We start from the raw sequence: 21,310 nt of genomic DNA, 5'->3' as shown, positions 1-21,310 counted from the left end.
TGGAATGATTGTAGAAGAAATTATGAATCAAAATGTAGTTACACTACATCCAAACGATACAATCGAAACAGCAATCCGAACGATTCGCACGAAAGGAATTCGGCACATTCCAATTGTCGATCAAAATAATCACGTTGTAGGCATTATTTCTGATCGGGATGTAAGAGATGCAAGTCCGTCTATTCTAGATGAACAAGTTTCACTCGATATGCTACAGCAACCGCTCGAACTTATTATGAAACATCCTGTTATGACTTGCCATCCTCTCGATTTCGTTGAGGAAATTGCTACTTTATTTTTTGAAAATAAAATTGGCTGTCTTCCTGTTACAAAGGCCGGGAAGTTAGTTGGAATCATTTCTGAATCTACAGTATTACACACGTTAGTAAAATTAACAGGAGCACATCAACCAAGTTCGCAAATTGAAATTCAAGTGAAAAACGAACCTGGTATTCTTGGAAAAGTCGTTGCTATTTTTAGTGATTTACAAATAAATATCGTGAGCGTTCTCGTCTACCCAGCAAAAGATGAGAATGATAAAGTACTTGTTTTCCGCATTCAAACGATGAATCCTCTCAAAGTGATTGATGCACTTGAAGCAGAAGGCTATCGCGTATTATGGCCGAACATCATGGGGATGCAAGCATGAGTAGCGCGTTTATTTATTCGGATGACTTTCGGGGCTATTCATTTAGCCCTGATCATCCTTTTAACCAACTGCGCGTCACACTTACGTATGATTTATTACAAAAGGGCGGTTTCATCTCTTCTTCCCAAATCATCTCACCACGGATGGCTACAGATGAAGAGATTGCCTACGTTCATACAGAGGAGTACATAAATGCGGTAAAACGTGCTGGAGAAGGAAAGTTAGAAAAATCAATTGCGATGACATATGGACTTGGAACAGAAGATACACCGATGTTTCCAAATATGCACGAAGCAAGCGCATTGCTCGTTGGTGGTACATTAACAGCTGTCGATGCTGTTCTTTCCGGAAAAGTAAAACACGCGCTTAACTTAGGAGGCGGCTTACATCATGGCTTCCGTGGTAAAGCATCTGGCTTTTGTATTTATAACGACAGTTCTATCGCAATGAAGTATATTCAGAAGAAATACGGTTTACGCGTCCTATATATTGATACAGACGCTCATCACGGTGATGGTGTACAGTGGTCATTTTATGATGACCCTAACGTATGCACCATTTCATTACATGAAACTGGTCGCTATTTATTCCCTGGAACTGGCGCTGTAAACGAACGCGGACAAGGTAATGGTTATAGTTATTCTTTTAACGTTCCACTGGATGCTTTTACAGAAGATGAATCGTTCTTAGAATCATATCGAACTGTTGTAAAAGAAGTTGCAGCATACTTTAAACCGGATATTATTTTAACGCAAAATGGTGCTGATGCACATTACTACGACCCACTTACACACCTTTGTGCGACCATGAATATTTACCGCGAAATACCGAAACTCGCTCGTGAAATTGCTAATGAATATTGCGACGGTCGCTGGATCGCTGTCGGTGGTGGCGGCTATGACCATTGGCGCGTCGTACCAAGAGCATGGGCACTCATTTGGCTCGAAATGAACAACATCCAAAACATCTCAGGTTATCTCCCTCCAGAATGGATTGAAGCTTGGAAAGGACAAGCAGAAACAGAACTTCCCCTCACATGGGAAGATCCAGACAACATGTATAAACCTATCCCCCGTAAACCAGAAATTGAAGAAAAAAATGCATTAACTGTAGCGAAATCCCTTGAAATTATTCGGAATAATATGACAAAATCTTTATACTAAACGAAAAGGAGGCTCGTTTTTGAATAGCCTCCTTTTATTTATTGTTGGTTTCTGTCGGTAAGTCGATATATTGTAATAATCGCTGATATATTTTCATTTCATAACAGCCTGGCCCAACTTTTATGAGAAAAGGTAGTGATATTATGTGGAAACGACAAATGATCCACACGAAACGTGGTACATTTGAACTCTTTACAAAAGGAGATGGCGAATCGCTTTGTATTACACATCACTATTCACAATTTAATGAAACTGGTGATTACTTTGCAGATGTTTTTACTGCTACGCATCGTGTATTTCTCATTAATTTACGAGATACTGGTAGCTCTGTAACCGCCCAGTCAGAAAACGAATTAAGCATGATTGAAACAATCCACGACTTGGAAGCCATACGAGAAGCATTACAACTTCCAACATGGCATTTCGCTGGCCATTCAACAGGTGGTATGCTTGGACTTTTATATACGATTACATATCCAAATTCCTTACAATCATTAGCCGTAGTAGGAGCTGCAGCAAGTAACTATACCGAAACACCATTTTGCATTTATCATCCCGAACATTCACAATTTCATTATATGCAAGAGCTCATCGAAAACTTAAAAAGCCCTCACCTTACAAGTGAAGAACGGAAAGAACTATCTACTAAGAGAACAAAATTATCATTGTATAAACCAGAAAACTACAACTCTTATTTTTGTAAACCAATCAAAAAAACAATGTCCGTTAGCCGGATGAATGCTTTCGTCAATGAATATCCGTTATTTGATTTAAGGGAGTATTTACCTTCTATAAAAACAAAAACACTAATTATGTGCGGAAGACACGATGTGCAGTGTCCTATTCAATATTCTATCGAGTTACATGAGGGTATATGCGATTCTACTTTTGTGACATTTGAGGAGAGCAACCATTATCCTTTTTTAGAAGAGGCTACTCAGTTTACTTCTACTACTCAAACATTTTATAAATCATTGCAACAAGGAACTCTAAAATAGTATGTTAAGGTCGCAAGCTAATTTTTCAACAAAAAGCTCACAGCCTCTATAAGACTATGAGCTTTTTTCAAAAGAAATATTTCACACTAAAAACAACTAAAAAAATACAAGAAATAACAACTAAACCCACATCAAGTAATACCGACTTTTTATCTCTATCTTTTAAACTTACCTTAGAGCTAGAAATGCTTTTAATTACCCAAAAGATCGCAAAAAAGAACCAACCAAAATGATCATTCGTAGAATCTTCATCATAAAACATTTGTATTGCACCAATAATCAATAAGATAAGTACGATATTAGTTCCAATCTTTAAAGCCTTGTTTGATTTATTATCTTTTAATATATCCCCCAACATATAGCACGCTCCCCATGCTCTCCTCTGTTTTGTTTCTCTTTACATTTTAACATAAATTACCTATTCCTTCCTTTTCATTCGAATAACATACAAAAAACCTGCCAATTACTCGGCAGGTTCCCTACACATTAAAACGATAACCAGCTCCCCATACTGTTTCAATATATTGCGGGTGGGCAGGATCTCTTTCAATTTTTTCACGTAGCTTTCTAATGTGGACGACAACAGTGGCTAAATCACCAGCGGAATCTAATCCCCAAATGCGTTCAAATAACTGTTCTTTATTTAATACTTGGTTTGGATGTGTTACAAAGAATGTTAATAAATCAAATTCCTTCGTTGTAAATGCCACTTCTTCATTGTTTATAAAAACTTTCCTCGCTCGTTGATCGATAGAAATTCCGTGAATATATAACGTATCACGTTGCTTACTTACATTTCCTGATAATCTTTCATAACGGGCAATATGTGCTTTTACTCTTGCAACTAATTCGCTTGGACTAAACGGTTTCGTTATATAATCATCCGCTCCTAATCCGAGTCCGCGAATTTTATCTATATCTTCTTTTTTTGCTGAAACAAGTAGAATCGGAATATCTTTTACAGCACGTATTTGTTTACAAATTTCGAATCCGTTCATTTTCGGGAGCATAATATCTAAAATAATTAAATCATATTCTTCTTGCAGGGCTATTTGTAAACCTGTTTCTCCTGAATGCTCTACATCAACTTGGAAATCATTAATTTCTAAATAATCTCGCTGTAATTCTGCAATACTTACTTCATCTTCTATTAGTAAAATTCTTTTCAATTTACTCACCACATTCCTCTACTTTTTCCAATGAGAAGAAAATGCTTGTGCCTTTACCAAGCTCGCTTTCCGCCCAAATTTCCCCGCCATGTTCTTCAACAATTTGCTTCGCTATTGCTAAACCAAGTCCACTTCCACCTGTGCTAGAATTTCGCGATTGTTCTGCACGATAAAAACGTTCAAAGATATACGGTAGCGTATCAGATTCTATACCTGATCCATTGTCCATCACTTTCACAATAACTTTATTGTTATCACTCGATACTGTTACAGTAATTTTCTTCTCTTCTTTATCCATGTACTTCACACTATTATGAATTAAATTTGATATAACTCTATTTATCTTTTCGCAATCAGCCGTTACATATAATGGCGATGAATGTAATTGTAAGTTAACTTCTATACCTTCTTCACTTAAATCCATCTGCATCTCTTCTATTAATTCTTGCATAAACGTATTTAATTCAACTGTCTCAAATTGGAATGGAACTCGATTCAAATCGAGCTTTGAAAACAAAAAGAGTTCATCAATGAGTGTGTCCATATGTTTTGCCTTCGTGTGAATTGTCGTTAAATACTTATCCATTTTTTCTGGCGTATTTGCTACCCCGTCCTTTATTCCCTCTACATATCCGATAATAGATGTAATCGGTGTTTTTAAATCATGCGATATGTTTGAAATAAGTTCTTTTCGATTTTCTTCATACTGCGTTTGTACTTCAATCGATTCTTTTAACTTCTTCCTCATTTCCTCAAATCCTTGATTTAATTGACCTATTTCATCGTGTGATGTAACTGGCATTTGAAAATCTAAATTTCCTTCTTTAATTTTCTCTGTTGCGCCTTTCAATACAAAAATTGGTTTTATTACACTTCTTGAAACGAGATAACTTAATAACCCAATAAGTAAAATAGCTAATAGTAAAAGCGATACGAATAAGATTGGAAATAATTTTTGTGTAAGATCTACAAATGAACTTTGCTTTTTTAGTACAAATATACTCCCTTCTTCTTTCTCTGCAAAATAAAAATCAAATTTTACATATCGATAAAATGTATCACCTAGTTCCGTTGTACCACGACTATTAATATTTGCTGCTTCAAATTTCGGAAGGGCTTCTGTTAAAGTCGAACTTTCAAAACCCTTTGTAGCATAAGAAATGTTTTCTCCCTTTCTTACAATTATTTTCACGTCTTCTTTTTCAATTGATGAAACGAACGATTCATCTAATAATTGAGATTGATGTTGCTTTGCCGCTAATTTTAATTCAAGATAGGCATTCTCTTCTTCTGGTGTAAGCGGCTTTTGAATGTAAGAACTTTTATAGAAATTTTTCACTGCTTCCAAGTCACCTGTTATCGAAAAAACAATTAAAAATCCCGCGACTAATATGAGCGTAATAGAAACGAGAATTACAGCAATATAAGAAAATAAAAACCTTGTTTTAATAGACATCATTTACATCCTCACTTTACCCATCCTTCATATTCATAAGCATAAAAATATATGTTCAAATACTCAAGCGATTTTATAGTAATTTTAGCGTCAGTTTATAAAAATTTAATGTTCCTATTTTACAGTTGAAATTAGGAGGTTGAAATTCCATGTTCAAAAAAACATTCAGTATGATATGTTGCGTAATTTTTTTACAAGGATGCTCGCAAGAACAAGAAGTAAAAAAGGAGATGACAAACATGGAGACTGCACTACTAGCAGCTACTGAAAAAAATGAAACGAATACTGTTATATCTTTACTAAAACAAGGCGCAAATATAAATGCGACGGATAATCAAGGACGCACTCCGCTTATGATTGCTACATACAAAAATGATGTAAAAACCGCAAAAGCGCTTATCGAATCTGGTGCTGATGTAAATATCCAAGATGACATGAAAAACAATCCCTTTCTATACGCCGGTGCGGAAGGTTACTTAGACATTTTAAAGCTAACAATTGATGCTGGTGCAGATCCTACGATTACAAATCGTTACGGTGGAACAGCTCTTATCCCAGCCTCAGAACATGGCTATATTGAAGTTATAAAAGAACTCCTCACTCGAACAAATATTGATGTAAATCATGTAAATAACCTCGGATGGACAGCTTTAATGGAAGCCATCGTACTAAATAACGGAAACGAAACACAGCAACAAGTCATTCGCCTTCTTATTGAGCACGGTGCAGATGTAAATATTCCAGACCATGATGGTGTTACCCCGTTAGAGCATGCTCGCGCTCATCACTTTGAAGAGATAGAGAAGATTTTGTTAGAAGGACGTAAGTAAAAAGCTAATTTTTGCCTTCCTCCCCCACCCTATGCTACATTTAAGCCGTTACATTAATATTAATAGGGTGGGAATAAAAATGAACAAACCTAAAATTGGGATGATTGGACTTGGAAGTATTGCGCAAAAGGCCTATCTTCCAACACTTACAAAAGAAACTGATTGGAATTTTGTAGGGGCGTTTACACCTAACGCAGAAAAAAGAAAACAAGTTTGCCAGCAATACCGGATTCAAGACTTTCATTCTATTGAAATGTTAGCTTCGGAATGCGATGCAATCTTCGTGCATAGTTCAACTGCATCACATTATGAAATCGTTTCTGAACTTCTGAAAAAAGGGATCGACGTTTATGTTGATAAGCCGCTAGCAGCTACAGTGGAACAAGCTGAGCAACTAGTCGAGTTGAGCGAGAAATATAACCGAAAATTAATGGTCGGATTTAATCGCAGATTCGTTCCTATGTATGTCGCTGCCAAAGAACAGGCTAATGATATTTCATGGATTCGAATTGAAAAGCATCGCACAAATAAAGTCGGGCCATATACGTACGATTTCACTATGTTAGATGATTATTTACACATTGTAGATACAGCTCGCTGGTTAGCTAATAATGACCTTAACGTCGTTCACAATATGATGCAAATCAATGAAAAGAATGAACTTCTTTACGGACATCATACATATACAACTCCAAGTGGACTGTTACTTTCTACTGCAATGCATCGCCATGCCGGTACAAATTTAGAACAAATTGAACTTGTAACGCCAGGGAAAATCATTCGCGTAAAAAATATGAACACATTTGAAATTGAACAGGAAAACTCAGTTTCACAAAGCGGTTCCCCATCATGGGATACGACGTTAAAACAACGTGGTTTTGAAGATGCTGTTCATCATTTTATTGAATGTGTACACGGGGATACAAAGCCTGTTGTAGATGGATTAGAAGGATTAAAAACGCAGCAAATGCTACAATCTTTACTAGATGATGTAAACAAAAATTAAAACGGATACATTTTTCAGAATTTACTTTCATTCCCATTTCCTCTTTATTTCTCTCGTAAATTTCTATAGAATATGTTGATAGGAATTATAAATTTCATAATGAATCGTGGAAAGGATGGGATTAACACATGTGGAACGAGTTTAAAAAATTCGCATTCAAAGGTAATGTAATCGATTTAGCTGTCGGGGTTGTAATCGGTGCTGCATTCGGTAAAATCGTTAGTTCTTTAGTAAAAGATATCATCACACCATTACTTGGTATGGTATTAGGTGGCGTTGACTTTACAGATTTAAAAATTACATTCGGTAAATCATCTATTATGTATGGTAACTTCATCCAAACTATTTTTGATTTCTTAATTATTGCAGCTGCTATCTTTATGTTTGTTAAAGTTTTCAACAAACTAACATCTAAAAGAGAAGAAGAAAAAGAGGAAGAACTTCCAGAACCAACAAAAGAAGAAGAACTTCTTGGCGAAATTCGCGACTTACTAAAACAGCAAAACTCTTCTAAAGATAGAGCATAATTGAACGGATAAAAAGGCATGTCCCTCGGGACATGCCTTTTCTATATGCTATAACGTTTCCGAATTCATATGAATAAATAAAATAATACCAGCAACCATAAGTACCATAATGCTACCTGCAAATAGTGTAATACCAATAAACATTAAACTTGTGCTCATATCTACTGATACACTTTCAATAAAAATAGAAATTACATACGTGATAAGGGCAATTCCTGCAAGAATACTTCCTGGAACAAATCGCTTTAAGCCATTTTGTTTTAACGTCATATATGCAAAAATAGCAGTCATACAAAGCGTAATTATCCAAAGAACGATCATCTCTTCTCCCCCCTCACAAGCCTTTTCTTTCTATTATACATGACATTGCCCTATAATAGGTAAATTTGCACTTATGTGACATATAACAAGGAATCATACAATTTATAGAGAAATCTTCTAAATAAGCTATAAACTAGGGAGAATTTCAATTGGAAGATGATATTGTAGGATATTTTAAACAAGTAGAGTGATTCGATTAAATTACAATTGACTTAGACAAAGATGAAACCATTATTACTGGCCATGTGAAACAATATGACCCTTCTAGATTTGAACAGTTAATACAAAGTTTTAAAACGCACTGCCCAAACATGCCTTGAACATAATTTACGAAGCGCTGAAGAACTTTTTGCATTTTGGAAAAGAAATTGACCACTAGGAAAATATGGATATTCTTCATATAAATTGATATAATTACCATATACAAATATTCTTTGTAAGGGAGTGTTCATAATGATTTGGATTTCACTAATCGTATTAGCTTATTTCATCATTCTCGTCCCAATACAGTACAACTACATTAAAATGCTCAAAGAAAAACAGAAAAAAATGAATGTCTCACAAAACGAACTATATGACAACATGTCTTATGAAGAATCCCAAGTACATTACCATTATCAAAGTAACGTATTTACAATACCTGCTTCGCTTGTCGCAAGTATTATTTATAAAGTGAAACATGCAGCATAATGTGTACGCTGTAAAATTATTGTTTGAGTCTGTTCATACCGGTGAGCCTGATCCTACGAAAATTGATGAGCATTATGAAGAGAATCACGATACACTTTTTGAAGAAAGTATTATTCTTGTTAAGGCAAACAGTTTAGAAGAAGCTCATGAACTAGGTGAAAAGATAGCTATACAATCGGAGCACACATACGATAATATGTATGATGAGCAAATCACATGGACGTTCCGAAAAGTGTTGCATGTGTTTGAATTAGACGATACCCCATTTGAAACTGGAAAAGAATTGTACGCAAGATTTTTACACGTTAAGAAAAATAACACGGCAGATACAGTAGTACAAAAATACTATCCTGAATACAAATAAAAGCTCACAGCAAATGCTGTGAGCTTTTTTATACTTACTTCGTTGAATCTCTAAATTGGATACGGTGAGGTAAGATAACAGTGTGATCTTCCACTTTTTCTTTGTTCATATACTTTGTTAATAGACGCATTGCTACTGCACCGATATCATACATCGGTTGTACAACTGTTGAAAGTTGCGGACGAACCATTAATGCAAGGCGTGTATTATCAAAACCAAGTACTTCTACGTCAGTTGGTACGTTTAATCCAGCGTCTTGTGCTGCGTGGATTACACCTAGTGCCATTTCATCAGACGATACGAAGATTGCTGTTGGCTTTTCATCATTGCTCCAAAGCTTTTCGAATGCTTCGATACCTGAGTCATATGTGTAATCTCCATCGATTACAAGATTTTCATCATATGAAATACCTTCTTCTTCTAAAGCTTTTTTATAACCTTGTAACTTTTTCGCGCTTCCCGCTTTATCAATGAATGGACCAGAGACGAAACCGATACGCTTATGTCCTTGCTCAATAAAGTGCTTCATTGCATCGTAAGCTGCTTGTGTATAATCAATATTTACTGATGGCGTTTCATTTTGCTCATCGAATGACGCTGCTAATACAATTGGTACTGGAGATTTTTTAAATTCTTCAATGTGAATGTCTGTAATATCTTCACCCATGAAAACAATTCCGTCCACTTGCTTTCCAAGCATCGTATTTAATAAATGGAACTCTTTCTCTTTGTTTTGGTCAGAGTTACTTAAAATGATGTTATATTTGTACATTGTTGCGATATCTTCAATTCCACGTGCAAGTTCTGCATAAAACGTATTTGAGATATCAGGAATAATAACACCTACTGTAGTTGTCTTCTTACTTGCTAGTCCACGTGCTACCGCATTTGGGCGGTACCCTAAACGATCAATTGCTTCTAATACTTTCTTTCTTGTTGTAGGCTTTACATTTGGGTTACCGTTCACAACGCGTGATACGGTAGCCATTGAAACGTTCGCTTCGCGCGCTACATCATAGATTGTTACGTTCATCTCATCGCACACTCCTTCTATTTTTGTTATCTATTTTTATGTATCGGTTACTTGAATGAAAAAAAGACATCAACTCTATTTGCAGATGCCACCAATCGTCCCGAGTTCTTCCTTTTACTAATGATACGATAAAAACGCAGGCTCATACAATATTTTCCCGCAAAAGTTTCGAAAAAATTCGCTTCTTTTCTCGTATTTTCGTATTTTTTATGAAAAAAGAGCATTTTTTGTAAAAAAATAGATGTTTCCTAAGTAGAAATCTTATTTTAAGCGGTACGATAGTAAATGAAATTTATATCGACGATTTTTCGAATATATGAACCGTAACTCGAAATATATCAGCGATTTTCCAAATATATCTACCACAACTCTAATTATATCAGCGATTTTTTAAATATATCAACTTACCAACAAAAATCGACAATGACAGTCTCTATACAGATGCCCCAAAACGCCTTATTGGAACAGCTCATTAAAATTTTTTACAATTTACTTCCAAATGATTTTAATTCATTCATAAAATCATTGAACTGCGGAATATTCATTTGCTGCGCCTCATCTGATAAAGCTACAGCGGGATTTGGATGTACTTCAGCCATAATTGCGTCTGCACCAATTGCCATCGCTGCTTTTGCAGTTGATAAGAGAAGGTCACGTCGCCCTGTAGAATGCGTTACATCGACAACAACAGGTGTAAATGTGTTTCTTTCTTTAAAATCGGTACAGCGGAAATATCAAGCGTCTTACGCGTCACTCTTTCATACGTGCGAATACCTCGTTCACATAAAATAATGTTCCCATTTCCCTTTGCCATCATATATTCTGCCGCATTAATGAATTCTTCAATCGTTGCTGATAGACCACGTTTTAATAATACTGGTTTATTTACAGCACTCACAATATGCAAATCAAAGTTTTGCATATTGTGAGTGCCAATTTGAATAACATCAACGTAATCTAATGACATCTCAATATCATTTGGATTTAAAATTTGTAATCCTGCTAATCCAAGACCTTGAAAATCATACGGTGAAGTATGTGGCTTGAAAGCACCACCACGCATTAATTTCAACAATCGTATCTTCTATTTTTTCTTACAAGACACAAGTAGTGCTTTACGATGATCCTCTTCTTGTAACTCTAAACCAACTTGAAAAATTTGTTTGAAAATATGTTGTAAAGTCGAAGTTTCAAATGGACCATTATTATTCTCTACAATTAAATCCAGCATATTTCTTTCACGTACAGGATCAAAACGTTTCACACCTTATACTTCTTTTAAAGTACCAACTTCTTGTACGAGACGACCTCTTTCGTTTAATAACTCTAATATTTGTAAATTAAGTTGATCAATTTCAGAACGTAAACGACCTAATTGTTGTGATGCCATAAAAAAGCCACATCTTTCAAATTCCTATATATTACTTTTTTAAGATAACTTATTATAGTTGATACATATACGATTGTCACACGATATACAGCAATGAATTATCATCAAAAAACATTGTATATTTTCATTTACAATAAAAAAAAAGACAGTTTACATACTGTCTTTTTTACAAGAAGGAAACAAACGGTTTATCACTGTTTTTCTCTTTTATAATAACGGCCTCGATTTTACTCTCGGACTTGATCTGTAATTGTACTTTCGCATCTTTAGGCAATTTGTCCAACATACCTTGCGCAGCCAATTGGGTAAGAGCCATTAATTCTGTTTTACCGTTATATTTAATAACAATATTCATATTTAATGTATCCATTTGATCTTTCTTATAAGAAACTTTTGCGTTGACTGGAATAAAATCTCCAGTAGAAAAACCTTTTATTTCCTTAGCAAAGTTAGTTATTTTTGTATTATCTTCTCCATGTGCTTGTGTAAATTCATCAGAAGGATATGAATACGACTTTTCATCAATTGTACTCCAATTTCCAAGGTTCGTATCATTCTTTTGAACAGTAGCACTAGCAATATACGTACCATTTTTTAAAGAACTTGTACTCTCTTGCTTAAAGATAGCAAACGTAATTGGAGATTTGTTATATTTATCATTTTTGTTAATAGCTTCAATAAGTTGTTTAGCAACTTCAGACCCTTTAGACATAGCTTCTTCATTCGATACACTTGAAGACATAGCTAAGCCAATCATAACACCAGATAAACTTAATTCATTTGAATTCTGTTTTCCGAAATAGTCTTGTTCTATAATATTCGTCAAAACTGGCGCTTCTACTTTCGCAACTAGTTCATCAACTAGTTTCTCTGGAATATACTGATTTAATTGCAGTACGTGGCTCTCTGTATCAAATTGCTGCGTTGCAATATTTATTAAACCATTTTCATACTCTGCTAAATCTAATTTAGAATTTGTTTTTATATTAGCTGTATTAATAACCTTTTGTTCTTTTAAAGGAATAACAGTTCTATAATAATCTTTAGAAACAGCAGTTCTCGGAATCATACTTTTTTCTTTTGTATCTTTTTGTATAACTTCATCCTTCTTACTAATCGTATTACTATTGTTACTACAAGCTCCCAGTAATAAACTTACGACTGCGAAGGATAATGCCATTTTCTTCATTACTTAAAACCTACTTTCAACAATCTAGTTATTTAGTTTGAACTATTAATAGTGTACCATTAAATATATTTCAACAAAAACAAAAAAAAGAAGCAAGCACCTTTAGCTTGCTTCTTTTTACTTTATATTCTCTTCTAAAGCATCTTTTTTAATATTCCAATGAGATGTATTCCATACTACCATCCCATCTTTTATGTATAACACTTGCGGTGATTCATGTCTAATACTGTATTGTTCTGCAACACGATTTGACACATCTCTTGCATCTTGTACGTATAAGTAATACGCTGGCACTTCTCTTTCTTCACTGCAATACGCTTGAAATTCTGTGTATGCACCGTGACTAATCGGGCATGTCGTACTATGTTTAAAAAGAACATACGGCTCATTCTTTTCTACTAAGACTTCAAGCTCTTCAATTGTTTCAAGCTTTGTCATATTCATCACGATTCACCTCTCATACGAAATCTAGAGCGCTTCTCTTTCTTTTCAGCGTTTTTCTCAATTCTTTCTAATTTACGCTCTTCTTTTTCAACCTTCTTCTCTTGTCTCGACGCACGGTAATGATTGTATACTTCAATCGCCGCACTGCTCCACTGTACAACTTGCGCTACTTTATCAGCGTTATTTTCAATTTCGTCTGTTACAGAGTCTGATACATTACGAAGCTTCGTATTTAAAGATTGGATTGTCGTTCCAATCCCATCTACACCCGCTACCACTTTATTTAATGACTGTGACTTCTGTTGAATATCATCAGCTAACGCATTCGTTTTATGTAATAATTGCTCTGTCTCTACGCTAATTCCTTGCATTTGTTTTTCTAAACCTTCTAACGTGCTTGCAACGTTTTCTAACGTCTTCTGAACCGATAACAACGTTCTGCATACATACACTACTAATACTGCGAAAGCAACCGCGATAATAGCCGCACTTACATATAAAAGAACTTGCATTTCATCACTTCCTTTATCTTTTTCATACTTTCCCCTATTATACAATCATTTTCCGTTTCATTCTAATCCCTATCTCATCATTAGAATTTTCATACTTATTCGTTAACTGTAACATAAATCATTCAACAAATTCCACTAAGTAGGTTACAATAGGAGAGGATACATAATTAGTAGGGAGGCTTTACATATGAAAGATCCACGTATTGAAAAGTTAGCATACAATTTAATTAACTACTCTATCCGCTTACAAAAAGGTGAAAAAGTATTAATTGAAAACTTTGGCTTACAAAAAGAACTTGTAACTGCACTTGTAAAAGAAGCATATGCAGCTGGTGGTTTCCCATTCGTCTCTTTAAAAGATCATCAAGTAGATCGCTCTTTATTAATGGGTGCTACTGAAGAACATTTCGAACAAATCGCTGCATATGAAGCAAGCGTAATGAAAGACATGGACGCTTATATCGGTCTTCGCTCTGGCGATAATATTAATGAACAAGCTGACGTTCCAAGTGAGCGTATGAAAGTTCATGGCCAAACGGTTGGCAAAAAAGTTCATAGAGACATTCGCGTTCCAAAAACACGCTGGGTTGTTCTTCGCTACCCAAATGCTTCTATGGCACAGCTTGCTAAAATGAGTACAGAAGCTTTCGAAGATTTCTACTTTGAAGTATGTAACTTAGACTACGGTAAAATGGATAAGGCGATGGATAGCCTTGTTACATTAATGAATAAAACAGATAAAGTTCGTTTAACTGGTCCTGGAACCGACTTAACATTCTCTATTAAAGACATTCCAGCAATTAAATGCTCAGGTCATTTAAACATTCCAGATGGTGAAGTATACTCTGCACCAGTTCGTGACTCTGTTAACGGTACAGTTTCTTACAACACACCATCTCCTTACAACGGTTATACATTTGAAAATGTACAACTTAAGTTCGAGAACGGCCAAATCGTTGAAGCAACTGCAAACGATTCAGAACGCATTAATAAAATCTTCGATACAGACGAAGGCGCACGCTACGTTGGTGAATTCGCAATCGGCGTAAACCCATACATCTTACATCCAATGGGAGACATCCTATTCGATGAAAAAATCGATGGCAGCTTCCACTTCACTCCTGGACAAGCTTACGACGATGCATGGAATGGTAACAACTCAAACATCCATTGGGACTTAGTATGCATCCAACGCCCTGAATACGGCGGCGGTGAAATTTACTTCGACGACGTACTAATCCGTAAAGACGGACGCTTCGTTGTACCTGAATTAGAAGCTTTAAACCCAGAGAACTTAAAATAATAAAAAACGCTCGGAATTATATCCGAGCGTTTTTTTATTATCCTCACCCTATATCGATCTACTGTTCTTACTTTTTGTTTGCTGAAAATGAAAATAATATAAAAGCGCCACTGCGATAGTACCTATTAATATTGGTTCATATAAGGGCAGATCCCATTTCATATATACTCTAGTGCAAATAGCAAACACAAGCAAAATTTCCAAACAAAACAAAGGTTTTACATATTTCATTTCTTACCTACCATTTCTATTTTCACATGTGGATTTTCTTTCTCGATAAGCGCCAAAAATTCATTCATATTTTGCGGCATCGCAATTATATGTACTTTATATGCATTCGTCGTAATTTCAAGAGACTTTCCGATCTGACGTATAATTCTCACATCTTTTAATACAATATCATCATTTAAAATACCGTACTTTAATACGCCATTTTCTACTTTATGTTTTTTAATAAATACCTCCCAAACGAGTGGTACATTTACAATGAAGCATAAACCCATCCCAATCAACGCTGACATCCAATGCGCTTTATTAGTGAAAAGCATGACAATTGGATATATAAACATAAAAACTAACGTAAGACAAACAAAAATGACTACTGACTTACTTCTTTGAATTGGAAAGTTCATACCTACACCCCCTAATCCAAATTATACCACTTTTTCCATTTTGGTTCATAGAAAAAGGCCATTTCTAAATGACCTTTTACACAATGTACCTATAAAATTTCTTATCTACTTGTAGCACCGGAAAGTTTTTCGGCAACTCGTCTATACTCACACTTTGAAAACCATTCTTTTCATAAAAACGATGTGCCGCTAGAAACTTAACTGTCGTTCCTAAATAAATATCTTTCAGCTTTTTATTCTCAGCCCATGAAATTGCTGTTTGAAGCAACATATGTGATGCGCCCCATTCTTTTCCGCGAAACTCTTTTTGTACGAACATTTTTCTTAGCGCTACTTGATGATTCTCAATATCTAATAAAGCTACTGTTCCAACTACTTTACCATCATAAATTGCTACCCAAAAGTTTCCGTGATCGTTTTGATAGAATGTTTCTATTTCAAGTAAATCAGGTTGCTCTTCTTTCGCAATGGGAACATTATACTCTTTTTGCTGAATATGAACGATAAGATCTACTACTTCCTCTTGAAACGTACTTTCATACGGAACAATACGAATTTTCTCGTTCATCGAATTTCTTTCCACTCTGAAGCTAATAAACTATATACAGCGATATCATGAAAATGATCATATAGCCATTCTTCATCTCGTAAAATACCATCTAACTTAAATCCTAAACGTTCTGGAATTGCGCGGCTTTTCGCATTTTCAACACCGCATCGGATTTCCATTTTATTTAATTTTAAATTCTCAAATGCATATTGAAGCACAGCCTTCACGCTACGCGTCATAACGCCTTTTCCTCCAGCATCTTCTGCAAGGTAATACCCAAGACTCGCGGCTTTCTTCCCCCAGCTCACTGGATGAATACCTACCATCCCAACGAGCTTTCCTTTGTAACGTATACCACTTTCAAAACCGTCTCCCTCTGCAAACTTCTTTAACCACATCGGGAAAATTTCATCATAAGCATCAGCAGATTTTGTCCCATCTACCCAAGGGAGCCATTTTCTTAAATGATTACGGTTTTGATCTAATAATTGATATAATTCCTCTTTATGATGTTTTTCTAATAATTGTAGTTCGATTTCGTCATCTACTCGGAGTGTGAACATGTTTTTTAGTCCCTTTTTCAGTTTTCTTATTATTCTAACATTTATATTTCAAAACGCGTACCAATATATCAACGATTTTTGAAATATATCGAACACAACTCCATATATATCGACGTTTCAACATTAAAGCACAACCACGACAACATAAAAAAGACGCACAGCCAAGCTATGCGTCTTTTCTATTATTTCTCTGCAACTTGAACTTCTTTTACGTAAGCTGCTTCGAATTTTTGGATGTCACCTGCGCCCATGAAAATTAAAACGCCGTTTTTATGTTTCTTTAATACATCCGTTGTTGTATCTGTAATTAATTCTGCACCGTCAATACGCTTTTGCAGATCTTCGATTGTTAATTCACCTTTGTTTTCACGTGCTGATCCGAAAATATCACATAAGTATACTTGGTCAGCTTTGCTTAAGCTTTCTGCGAACTCATCTAAGAACTTTTCTGTACGTGAGAATGTATGTGGCTGGAATACAGCGACAACTTCACGCTCTGGATGTTTTTGACGAGCAGCTTCAATCGTTGCATTAATTTCTGTCGGATGGTGTGCGTAGTCATCGATGATTACTTGCTCTCCCATCGGCTTTTCATTAAAGCGACGTTTTACGCCTTCAAAAGTTGTTAATTGATGTTTTACTGCTTCTACATCAACGTTTTCATAATGACAAAGCGCGATTACTGCTAATGCATTTAATACGCTATGGTTGCCGTATCCTGTAATTTTGAACGTGTCATAGTACGTATTACGAACGAATACATCGAATATCGTGCCATCTGTTCTCTTTTGAATGTTACGTGCTTGGAAATCATTATCTTCTCCAAATCCATAGAAAATAACAGGTACTTTCGCTTGAATTTTTTGAAGTTCTTCATCATCTCCACATGCAATAATGCCTTTTTTCACTTGCAATGCCATCTCTTGGAATGCACTGAATACATCATTGATGTCTGCAAAATAATCTGGATGATCAAAATCAATATTCGTCATAATTGCATAGTCTGGATTGTAAGACAAGAAATGACGACGATACTCACAAGCTTCAAATACAAAATACTTACTATTTTCTACCCCATGCCCTGTTCCATCTCCAATAAGGTAAGATGTCGGGTGTGCACCTTGCATTACATGGGCTAACAAACCTGTTGTTGATGTTTTTCCGTGTGCACCAGTTACAGCAACACTTGTGTATTGGCTCATCAGGTCACCTAAGAAGTGATGGTAACGATGGACTGGGATGTTTAATTCTTTTGCTGCTACGATTTCTTCATGCGTATCAGGAAATGCATTTCCTGCAATAATCACTTGTCCTTCTTCTACATTATTCTTATCAAAAGGAAGGATCGAGATACTACGCTTTTCCAACGCTGTTTGTGTAAAGAAACGCTTTTCATAATCAGACCCTTGAACAGTATGCTTCATATCATGAAGAATTTGCGCTAATGAACTCATTCCTGTTCCTTTAATTCCTACAAAATGGTAAACTGTCATCTTAAAGAACCTCCAACATTTCGAACTAATACAACGGCCTATCTATAAGACAGTATATGAATCTTTTCTTATTTTGGTAATCATCATACATTTTTGATGTAGTGAAGTTATTCTTTCCCTTCACTTATCAGGATAAACTCGTACGTACTTCTTTATATGTCCATAACAAGTCCATTATAGCAAAAAAGAAGCCGCTATACTATGATAACAGAAAAACTGATAGGGTCAATCACCTATCAGTTTTTCTCTCTTTTACATATCTTCTCTTTTTTCTAATTGAACACGCTCTAAACGTGGGTTTGGACGATATTTACGACCAGCTTTTGCTTCTGGTTTCCCATTTAATTCTACATTATCACCAGTAAAGCCAATATTCATTTTTAACAAGCTACTTCCTACCCCGTATATGTCAACAGGTACCTTTTGAGCTTCAAATTCACGAATACGTTTTTCATCAAATCCACCAGTTACAACGATGTCTACATGCTGGAATCCTTCTTCATCAAGCGCCTTGCGAAGTGCAAATACGAGCGATGGGTTTACACCACGTGGATCGAATGTTCCAAGTACTTCTGGATGGCGAATAAAGTATTGATCAATCATTGTGCGAGACGTATCTACACGCACACCTTTTAATGTTGATCCAAACTCACGCGCTACACGAAGTGCATCTGTAATAACATCATTATTGTAATCAATTAGTACAACTAATTCATCTTCTGGGAATTTCTTATGATATGCTTTTGCCGCTTCTACAACATCACCATTAAACATTTGAATTAATGCGTGAGGCATTGTTCCCATACCACTTCTGCCCCACCATTCATTCATTGCATGCGTCGCTTGTGCGCTCATACCTCCGATGTATGCTGCATAACCGTCACCAGCTTGTTGTGTATAATGATCGTCACGATCTCCCATGAAAATAACTGGTTTTTCTTTATCTACACTACGTGCAGCTTGGACAACATTATATACGTTTGTTGCAACCGATGTACGACGAGCTAAAATCCCATCAATAACACCTTCTAAAAATCCGAAATTCTCATAAGGACCATGAATTGTTAACACTGTTTCAAATGGACTAATTTTATCGCCATCTTTTAAAGAGTTAATTTCAAGTTCCTCAGGATTTTTAGCGAATGTTTGCAGCAATGCAATCACTTCATCTGTTCCGCAAAGAACTGCATTTTCTTTTTGGAAAAATTGCATCGTTACAACACTTTTTGGGCGAAATTCTTCAATAATTTCTCTAGTTTTTAAAAAGTAAACGGCGGAGAACCAACCTTCCCCAACGCGTTCGTCAAATTTAAATGTTTTATTTGTTAGTCGATTTATTTCACCTTTTAATTTTAATTCAATTTCTTTCATGTCGCTTTACTCCCTACTTTACTATCCAACATTTTCTATTAGTATACAGCAAAACCGTGGACTATACATTCGTTTCCTGCATAGCAGCAAATTCATCCTCAGAAATAAGGACATCTCTCGGCTTAGTTCCTCTCGCTTCAGAAATAATCCCTTGCGATTCCATCTCTTCAATGAGACGTGCTGCGCGATTATAACCAATACGGAATTTTCGCTGTACAGAAGATGTGGACGCTCCCCCTTGTTCTACAACAAATTGACATGCATCAAAGAACAGCTCATCTTCCGACTCAGCCTGTTCTGTTTTCGCTAATAAATCCTCTTGCTTAAATAAGTAATTCGGCTTCATTTGCTTTCTCACATGATCAACTGTTTTTTCAATCTCATCATCCGATACATATACACCTTGTACACGAACTGGCTTAGATGTACCGTTCCCTAAAAATAACATATCACCACGGCCAAGTAATTTTTCCGCGCCCCCAATATCGATAATCGTACGTGAATCAACTTGAGATGATACAGTAAACGCAATACGCGTTGGAATATTTGATTTAATTAAACCTGTAATAACATCTACAGATGGACGCTGCGTCGCAACTAATAAATGAATACCACAAGCACGTGCTTTTTGCGCAATACGACAAATTGCTTCCTCAACATCACCTGGTGCTACCATCATTAAATCGGCTAACTCATCAATAACGATAACGATATAAGGTAATGTCTCACCTGGAATATCTCGCTCACTTACAATTGTATTATAGCGAGTTAAATCACGAGCACCAGCATGCGCAAACAATTCATAACGACGCTCCATCTCATCAACTGCCCACTTTAACGCAGCTGTCGCTGCTTTTACATCCGTAATAACAGGTGCTACAAGATGCGGAACAGAATTGTATGGTGCAAGCTCAACCATCTTCGGATCAATTAACATTAACTTCACTTCATGTGGTTTCGCTTTATATAAAATACTCGTTAAAATCGCGTTAATACACACACTTTTACCTGAACCCGTTGCACCCGCAATGAGTCCGTGCGGCATTTTTCGAATATCCGTTACAATTGGATCCCCTGAAATATCAAGTCCAAGCGCAACAGTAAGCGGTGATTCACTCTTTGTAAACACAGGACTTCTTAAAATTTCGCGAAGAAATACTGGCTTACTTTCTTTATTTGGAACTTCAATTCCAATTGCACTCTTCCCTGGAATCGGCGCTTCAATACGAATATCTTTCGCAGCTAAACTTAACTTAATATCATCACTTAAATTTGTAATTTTATTTACTTTCACGCCTGGGTCTGGTTGCACTTCAAAACGAGTTACTGCTGGCCCTTGCGATACATTAATAACATGTGCTCCAACATGAAAATTATTAAACGTTGTATCTAATAATTCTTTTTGCTCATCTAACCATTCTGTATTATCTAGCGCTGATTGCTGTGGAATTGACAACAACGCTAATGGCGGAACAGTATATGTCGGTGGGGTGTGCAATACATTTCGCATATCGTTCTCTCTTTGATTTACAACATATGCTTTCTCTTTTGGTTCTGTACTTGAAATTGACTTTTGTACTTGCTCTACCACTACTTGTTGCATTGGTTGTTCTTCCACTTGTGGTTCTGCTACTACTTGCTGCATTGGTTGTTCTTC

Annotated in this window: 24 protein-coding genes and 1 pseudogene; 9 read left to right on the top strand and 16 right to left on the bottom strand. The window is 35.8% G+C overall.

Features of this window, described 5'->3' with window-relative positions; translation table 11 throughout:
• Positions 1-4 precede the first annotated feature (4 nt).
• The 3 genes from IBT51_RS16630 (at position 5) to IBT51_RS16620 (ending at position 2,810) form a co-directional block, all read left to right on the top strand.
• The gene (locus IBT51_RS16630) at positions 5-649 is read left to right on the top strand and encodes an acetoin utilization AcuB family protein (protein WP_000634583.1); all 645 of its coding nucleotides are present in this window, start codon (positions 5-7) and stop codon (positions 647-649) included.
• On the top strand, positions 646-1,812 hold the full coding sequence (gene acuC, locus IBT51_RS16625) for an acetoin utilization protein AcuC (protein WP_082187973.1): 1,167 nt from the start codon (positions 646-648) through the stop codon (positions 1,810-1,812). Before IBT51_RS16630 ends, acuC begins: the two co-directional genes overlap by 4 nt.
• 122 nt (positions 1,813-1,934) lie before the next feature.
• Positions 1,935-2,810 carry an alpha/beta fold hydrolase gene (locus IBT51_RS16620; protein ID WP_141544794.1) on the top strand — a complete coding sequence of 292 codons (876 nt, stop codon included), beginning with the start codon at positions 1,935-1,937 and terminating at the stop codon, positions 2,808-2,810.
• A gap of 67 nt (positions 2,811-2,877) precedes the next feature.
• On the opposite strand, the gene IBT51_RS16615 is transcribed toward IBT51_RS16620, so the two are convergent.
• The 3 genes from IBT51_RS16615 to IBT51_RS16605 form a co-directional block, all read right to left on the bottom strand.
• Positions 2,878-3,168 carry a hypothetical protein gene (locus IBT51_RS16615; RefSeq protein WP_000900160.1) on the bottom strand — a complete coding sequence of 97 codons (291 nt, stop codon included), beginning with the start codon at positions 3,166-3,168 and terminating at the stop codon, positions 2,878-2,880.
• Positions 3,169-3,289: 121 nt separating this feature from the next.
• Positions 3,290-3,979, bottom strand: coding sequence for a response regulator transcription factor (locus IBT51_RS16610; RefSeq protein WP_003271808.1), 690 nt, complete (start codon positions 3,977-3,979; stop codon positions 3,290-3,292).
• A 1-nt stretch (position 3,980) separates the two neighbouring features.
• On the bottom strand, positions 3,981-5,435 hold the full coding sequence (locus IBT51_RS16605; RefSeq protein WP_197235860.1) for a HAMP domain-containing sensor histidine kinase: 1,455 nt from the start codon (positions 5,433-5,435) through the stop codon (positions 3,981-3,983).
• Positions 5,436-5,584: 149 nt separating this feature from the next.
• Here IBT51_RS16605 and IBT51_RS16600 point away from each other — a divergent pair, with 149 nt between their 5' ends.
• From IBT51_RS16600 to mscL, 3 genes are all read left to right on the top strand, one after another.
• The gene (locus IBT51_RS16600; RefSeq protein ID WP_053563542.1) at positions 5,585-6,265 is read left to right on the top strand and encodes an ankyrin repeat domain-containing protein; all 681 of its coding nucleotides are present in this window, start codon (positions 5,585-5,587) and stop codon (positions 6,263-6,265) included.
• 79 nt (positions 6,266-6,344) lie between these two features.
• The gene (locus IBT51_RS16595; protein ID WP_023523189.1) at positions 6,345-7,271 is read left to right on the top strand and encodes a Gfo/Idh/MocA family protein; all 927 of its coding nucleotides are present in this window, start codon (positions 6,345-6,347) and stop codon (positions 7,269-7,271) included.
• 128 nt (positions 7,272-7,399) lie between these two features.
• A complete protein-coding gene (gene mscL, locus IBT51_RS16590) occupies positions 7,400-7,798 on the top strand; it encodes a large-conductance mechanosensitive channel protein MscL (RefSeq protein ID WP_000267003.1) in 399 nt (132 codons plus the stop codon).
• 48 nt (positions 7,799-7,846) lie between these two features.
• On the opposite strand, the gene IBT51_RS16585 is transcribed toward mscL, so the two are convergent.
• Positions 7,847-8,119, bottom strand: a complete 273-nt coding sequence (locus tag IBT51_RS16585; RefSeq protein WP_000636589.1) for a DUF3917 domain-containing protein — start codon at positions 8,117-8,119, stop codon at positions 7,847-7,849.
• A gap of 453 nt (positions 8,120-8,572) precedes the next feature.
• Here IBT51_RS16585 and IBT51_RS16580 point away from each other — a divergent pair, with 453 nt between their 5' ends.
• Positions 8,573-8,809 (top strand): DUF3949 domain-containing protein, encoded by a 237-nt coding sequence (locus tag IBT51_RS16580; RefSeq protein WP_000637899.1) that lies wholly within the window; start codon positions 8,573-8,575, stop codon positions 8,807-8,809.
• A 1-nt stretch (position 8,810) separates the two neighbouring features.
• Positions 8,811-9,173 (top strand): DUF4288 domain-containing protein, encoded by a 363-nt coding sequence (locus IBT51_RS16575; protein WP_157676196.1) that lies wholly within the window; start codon positions 8,811-8,813, stop codon positions 9,171-9,173.
• A gap of 34 nt (positions 9,174-9,207) precedes the next feature.
• On the opposite strand, the gene ccpA is transcribed toward IBT51_RS16575, so the two are convergent.
• The 5 genes and pseudogenes from ccpA to IBT51_RS16540 all read right to left on the bottom strand — a co-directional run bounded on the left by ccpA (position 9,208) and on the right by IBT51_RS16540 (position 13,741).
• Entirely contained in the window at positions 9,208-10,206 is a 999-nt protein-coding gene (ccpA, locus tag IBT51_RS16570) for a catabolite control protein A (RefSeq protein ID WP_001103303.1), read from the bottom strand.
• Positions 10,207-10,688: 482 nt separating this feature from the next.
• Positions 10,689-11,596: pseudogene (locus IBT51_RS27230) on the bottom strand (bifunctional 3-deoxy-7-phosphoheptulonate synthase/chorismate mutase).
• Between the two features lie 166 nt (positions 11,597-11,762).
• Complete coding sequence (locus IBT51_RS16550; RefSeq protein ID WP_000738029.1) at positions 11,763-12,785, bottom strand: CamS family sex pheromone protein; 1,023 nt, start codon at positions 12,783-12,785, stop codon at positions 11,763-11,765.
• Positions 12,786-12,902: 117 nt separating this feature from the next.
• A complete protein-coding gene (ytxJ, locus tag IBT51_RS16545; protein ID WP_001057469.1) occupies positions 12,903-13,229 on the bottom strand; it encodes a bacillithiol system redox-active protein YtxJ in 327 nt (108 codons plus the stop codon).
• A complete protein-coding gene (locus tag IBT51_RS16540; RefSeq protein WP_001197721.1) occupies positions 13,229-13,741 on the bottom strand; it encodes a DUF948 domain-containing protein in 513 nt (170 codons plus the stop codon). Before IBT51_RS16540 ends, ytxJ begins: the two co-directional genes overlap by 1 nt.
• 187 nt (positions 13,742-13,928) lie before the next feature.
• Between IBT51_RS16540 and IBT51_RS16535 the strand changes: the two genes are divergently transcribed.
• The gene (locus IBT51_RS16535) at positions 13,929-15,044 is read left to right on the top strand and encodes an aminopeptidase (RefSeq protein WP_000654729.1); all 1,116 of its coding nucleotides are present in this window, start codon (positions 13,929-13,931) and stop codon (positions 15,042-15,044) included.
• A gap of 48 nt (positions 15,045-15,092) precedes the next feature.
• Here IBT51_RS16535 and IBT51_RS27075 read toward each other — a convergent pair whose 3' ends face one another.
• The 7 genes from IBT51_RS27075 to IBT51_RS16505 form a co-directional block, all read right to left on the bottom strand.
• The gene (locus IBT51_RS27075; RefSeq protein WP_023523191.1) at positions 15,093-15,275 is read right to left on the bottom strand and encodes a hypothetical protein; all 183 of its coding nucleotides are present in this window, start codon (positions 15,273-15,275) and stop codon (positions 15,093-15,095) included.
• Positions 15,272-15,676 (bottom strand): PH domain-containing protein, encoded by a 405-nt coding sequence (locus IBT51_RS16530; RefSeq protein WP_069356312.1) that lies wholly within the window; start codon positions 15,674-15,676, stop codon positions 15,272-15,274. Before IBT51_RS16530 ends, IBT51_RS27075 begins: the two co-directional genes overlap by 4 nt.
• 76 nt (positions 15,677-15,752) lie before the next feature.
• The gene (locus tag IBT51_RS16525) at positions 15,753-16,244 is read right to left on the bottom strand and encodes a GNAT family N-acetyltransferase (RefSeq protein WP_069356313.1); all 492 of its coding nucleotides are present in this window, start codon (positions 16,242-16,244) and stop codon (positions 15,753-15,755) included.
• On the bottom strand, positions 16,241-16,789 hold the full coding sequence (locus IBT51_RS16520; RefSeq protein WP_053563537.1) for a GNAT family N-acetyltransferase: 549 nt from the start codon (positions 16,787-16,789) through the stop codon (positions 16,241-16,243). Before IBT51_RS16520 ends, IBT51_RS16525 begins: the two co-directional genes overlap by 4 nt.
• Before the next feature lie 182 nt (positions 16,790-16,971).
• Positions 16,972-18,282: a UDP-N-acetylmuramate--L-alanine ligase gene (gene murC / locus IBT51_RS16515; protein ID WP_000219469.1), complete on the bottom strand. Its 1,311-nt coding sequence runs from the start codon at positions 18,280-18,282 to the stop codon at positions 16,972-16,974.
• A 252-nt stretch (positions 18,283-18,534) separates the two neighbouring features.
• Positions 18,535-19,653, bottom strand: coding sequence for a nicotinate phosphoribosyltransferase (locus IBT51_RS16510; RefSeq protein WP_000658372.1), 1,119 nt, complete (start codon positions 19,651-19,653; stop codon positions 18,535-18,537).
• A 61-nt stretch (positions 19,654-19,714) separates the two neighbouring features.
• On the bottom strand, positions 19,715-21,310 hold a 1,596-nt coding region (locus IBT51_RS16505; protein WP_234465805.1), incomplete at its 5' end, for a DNA translocase FtsK.

Origin of the sequence: Bacillus sp. S71 (genome assembly GCF_016625265.1) — a bacterium.
Classification (GTDB): Bacteria; Bacillota; Bacilli; order Bacillales; family Bacillaceae_G; genus Bacillus_A; species Bacillus_A cereus.
This window is presented reverse-complemented; position numbering and strand designations above follow the sequence as displayed.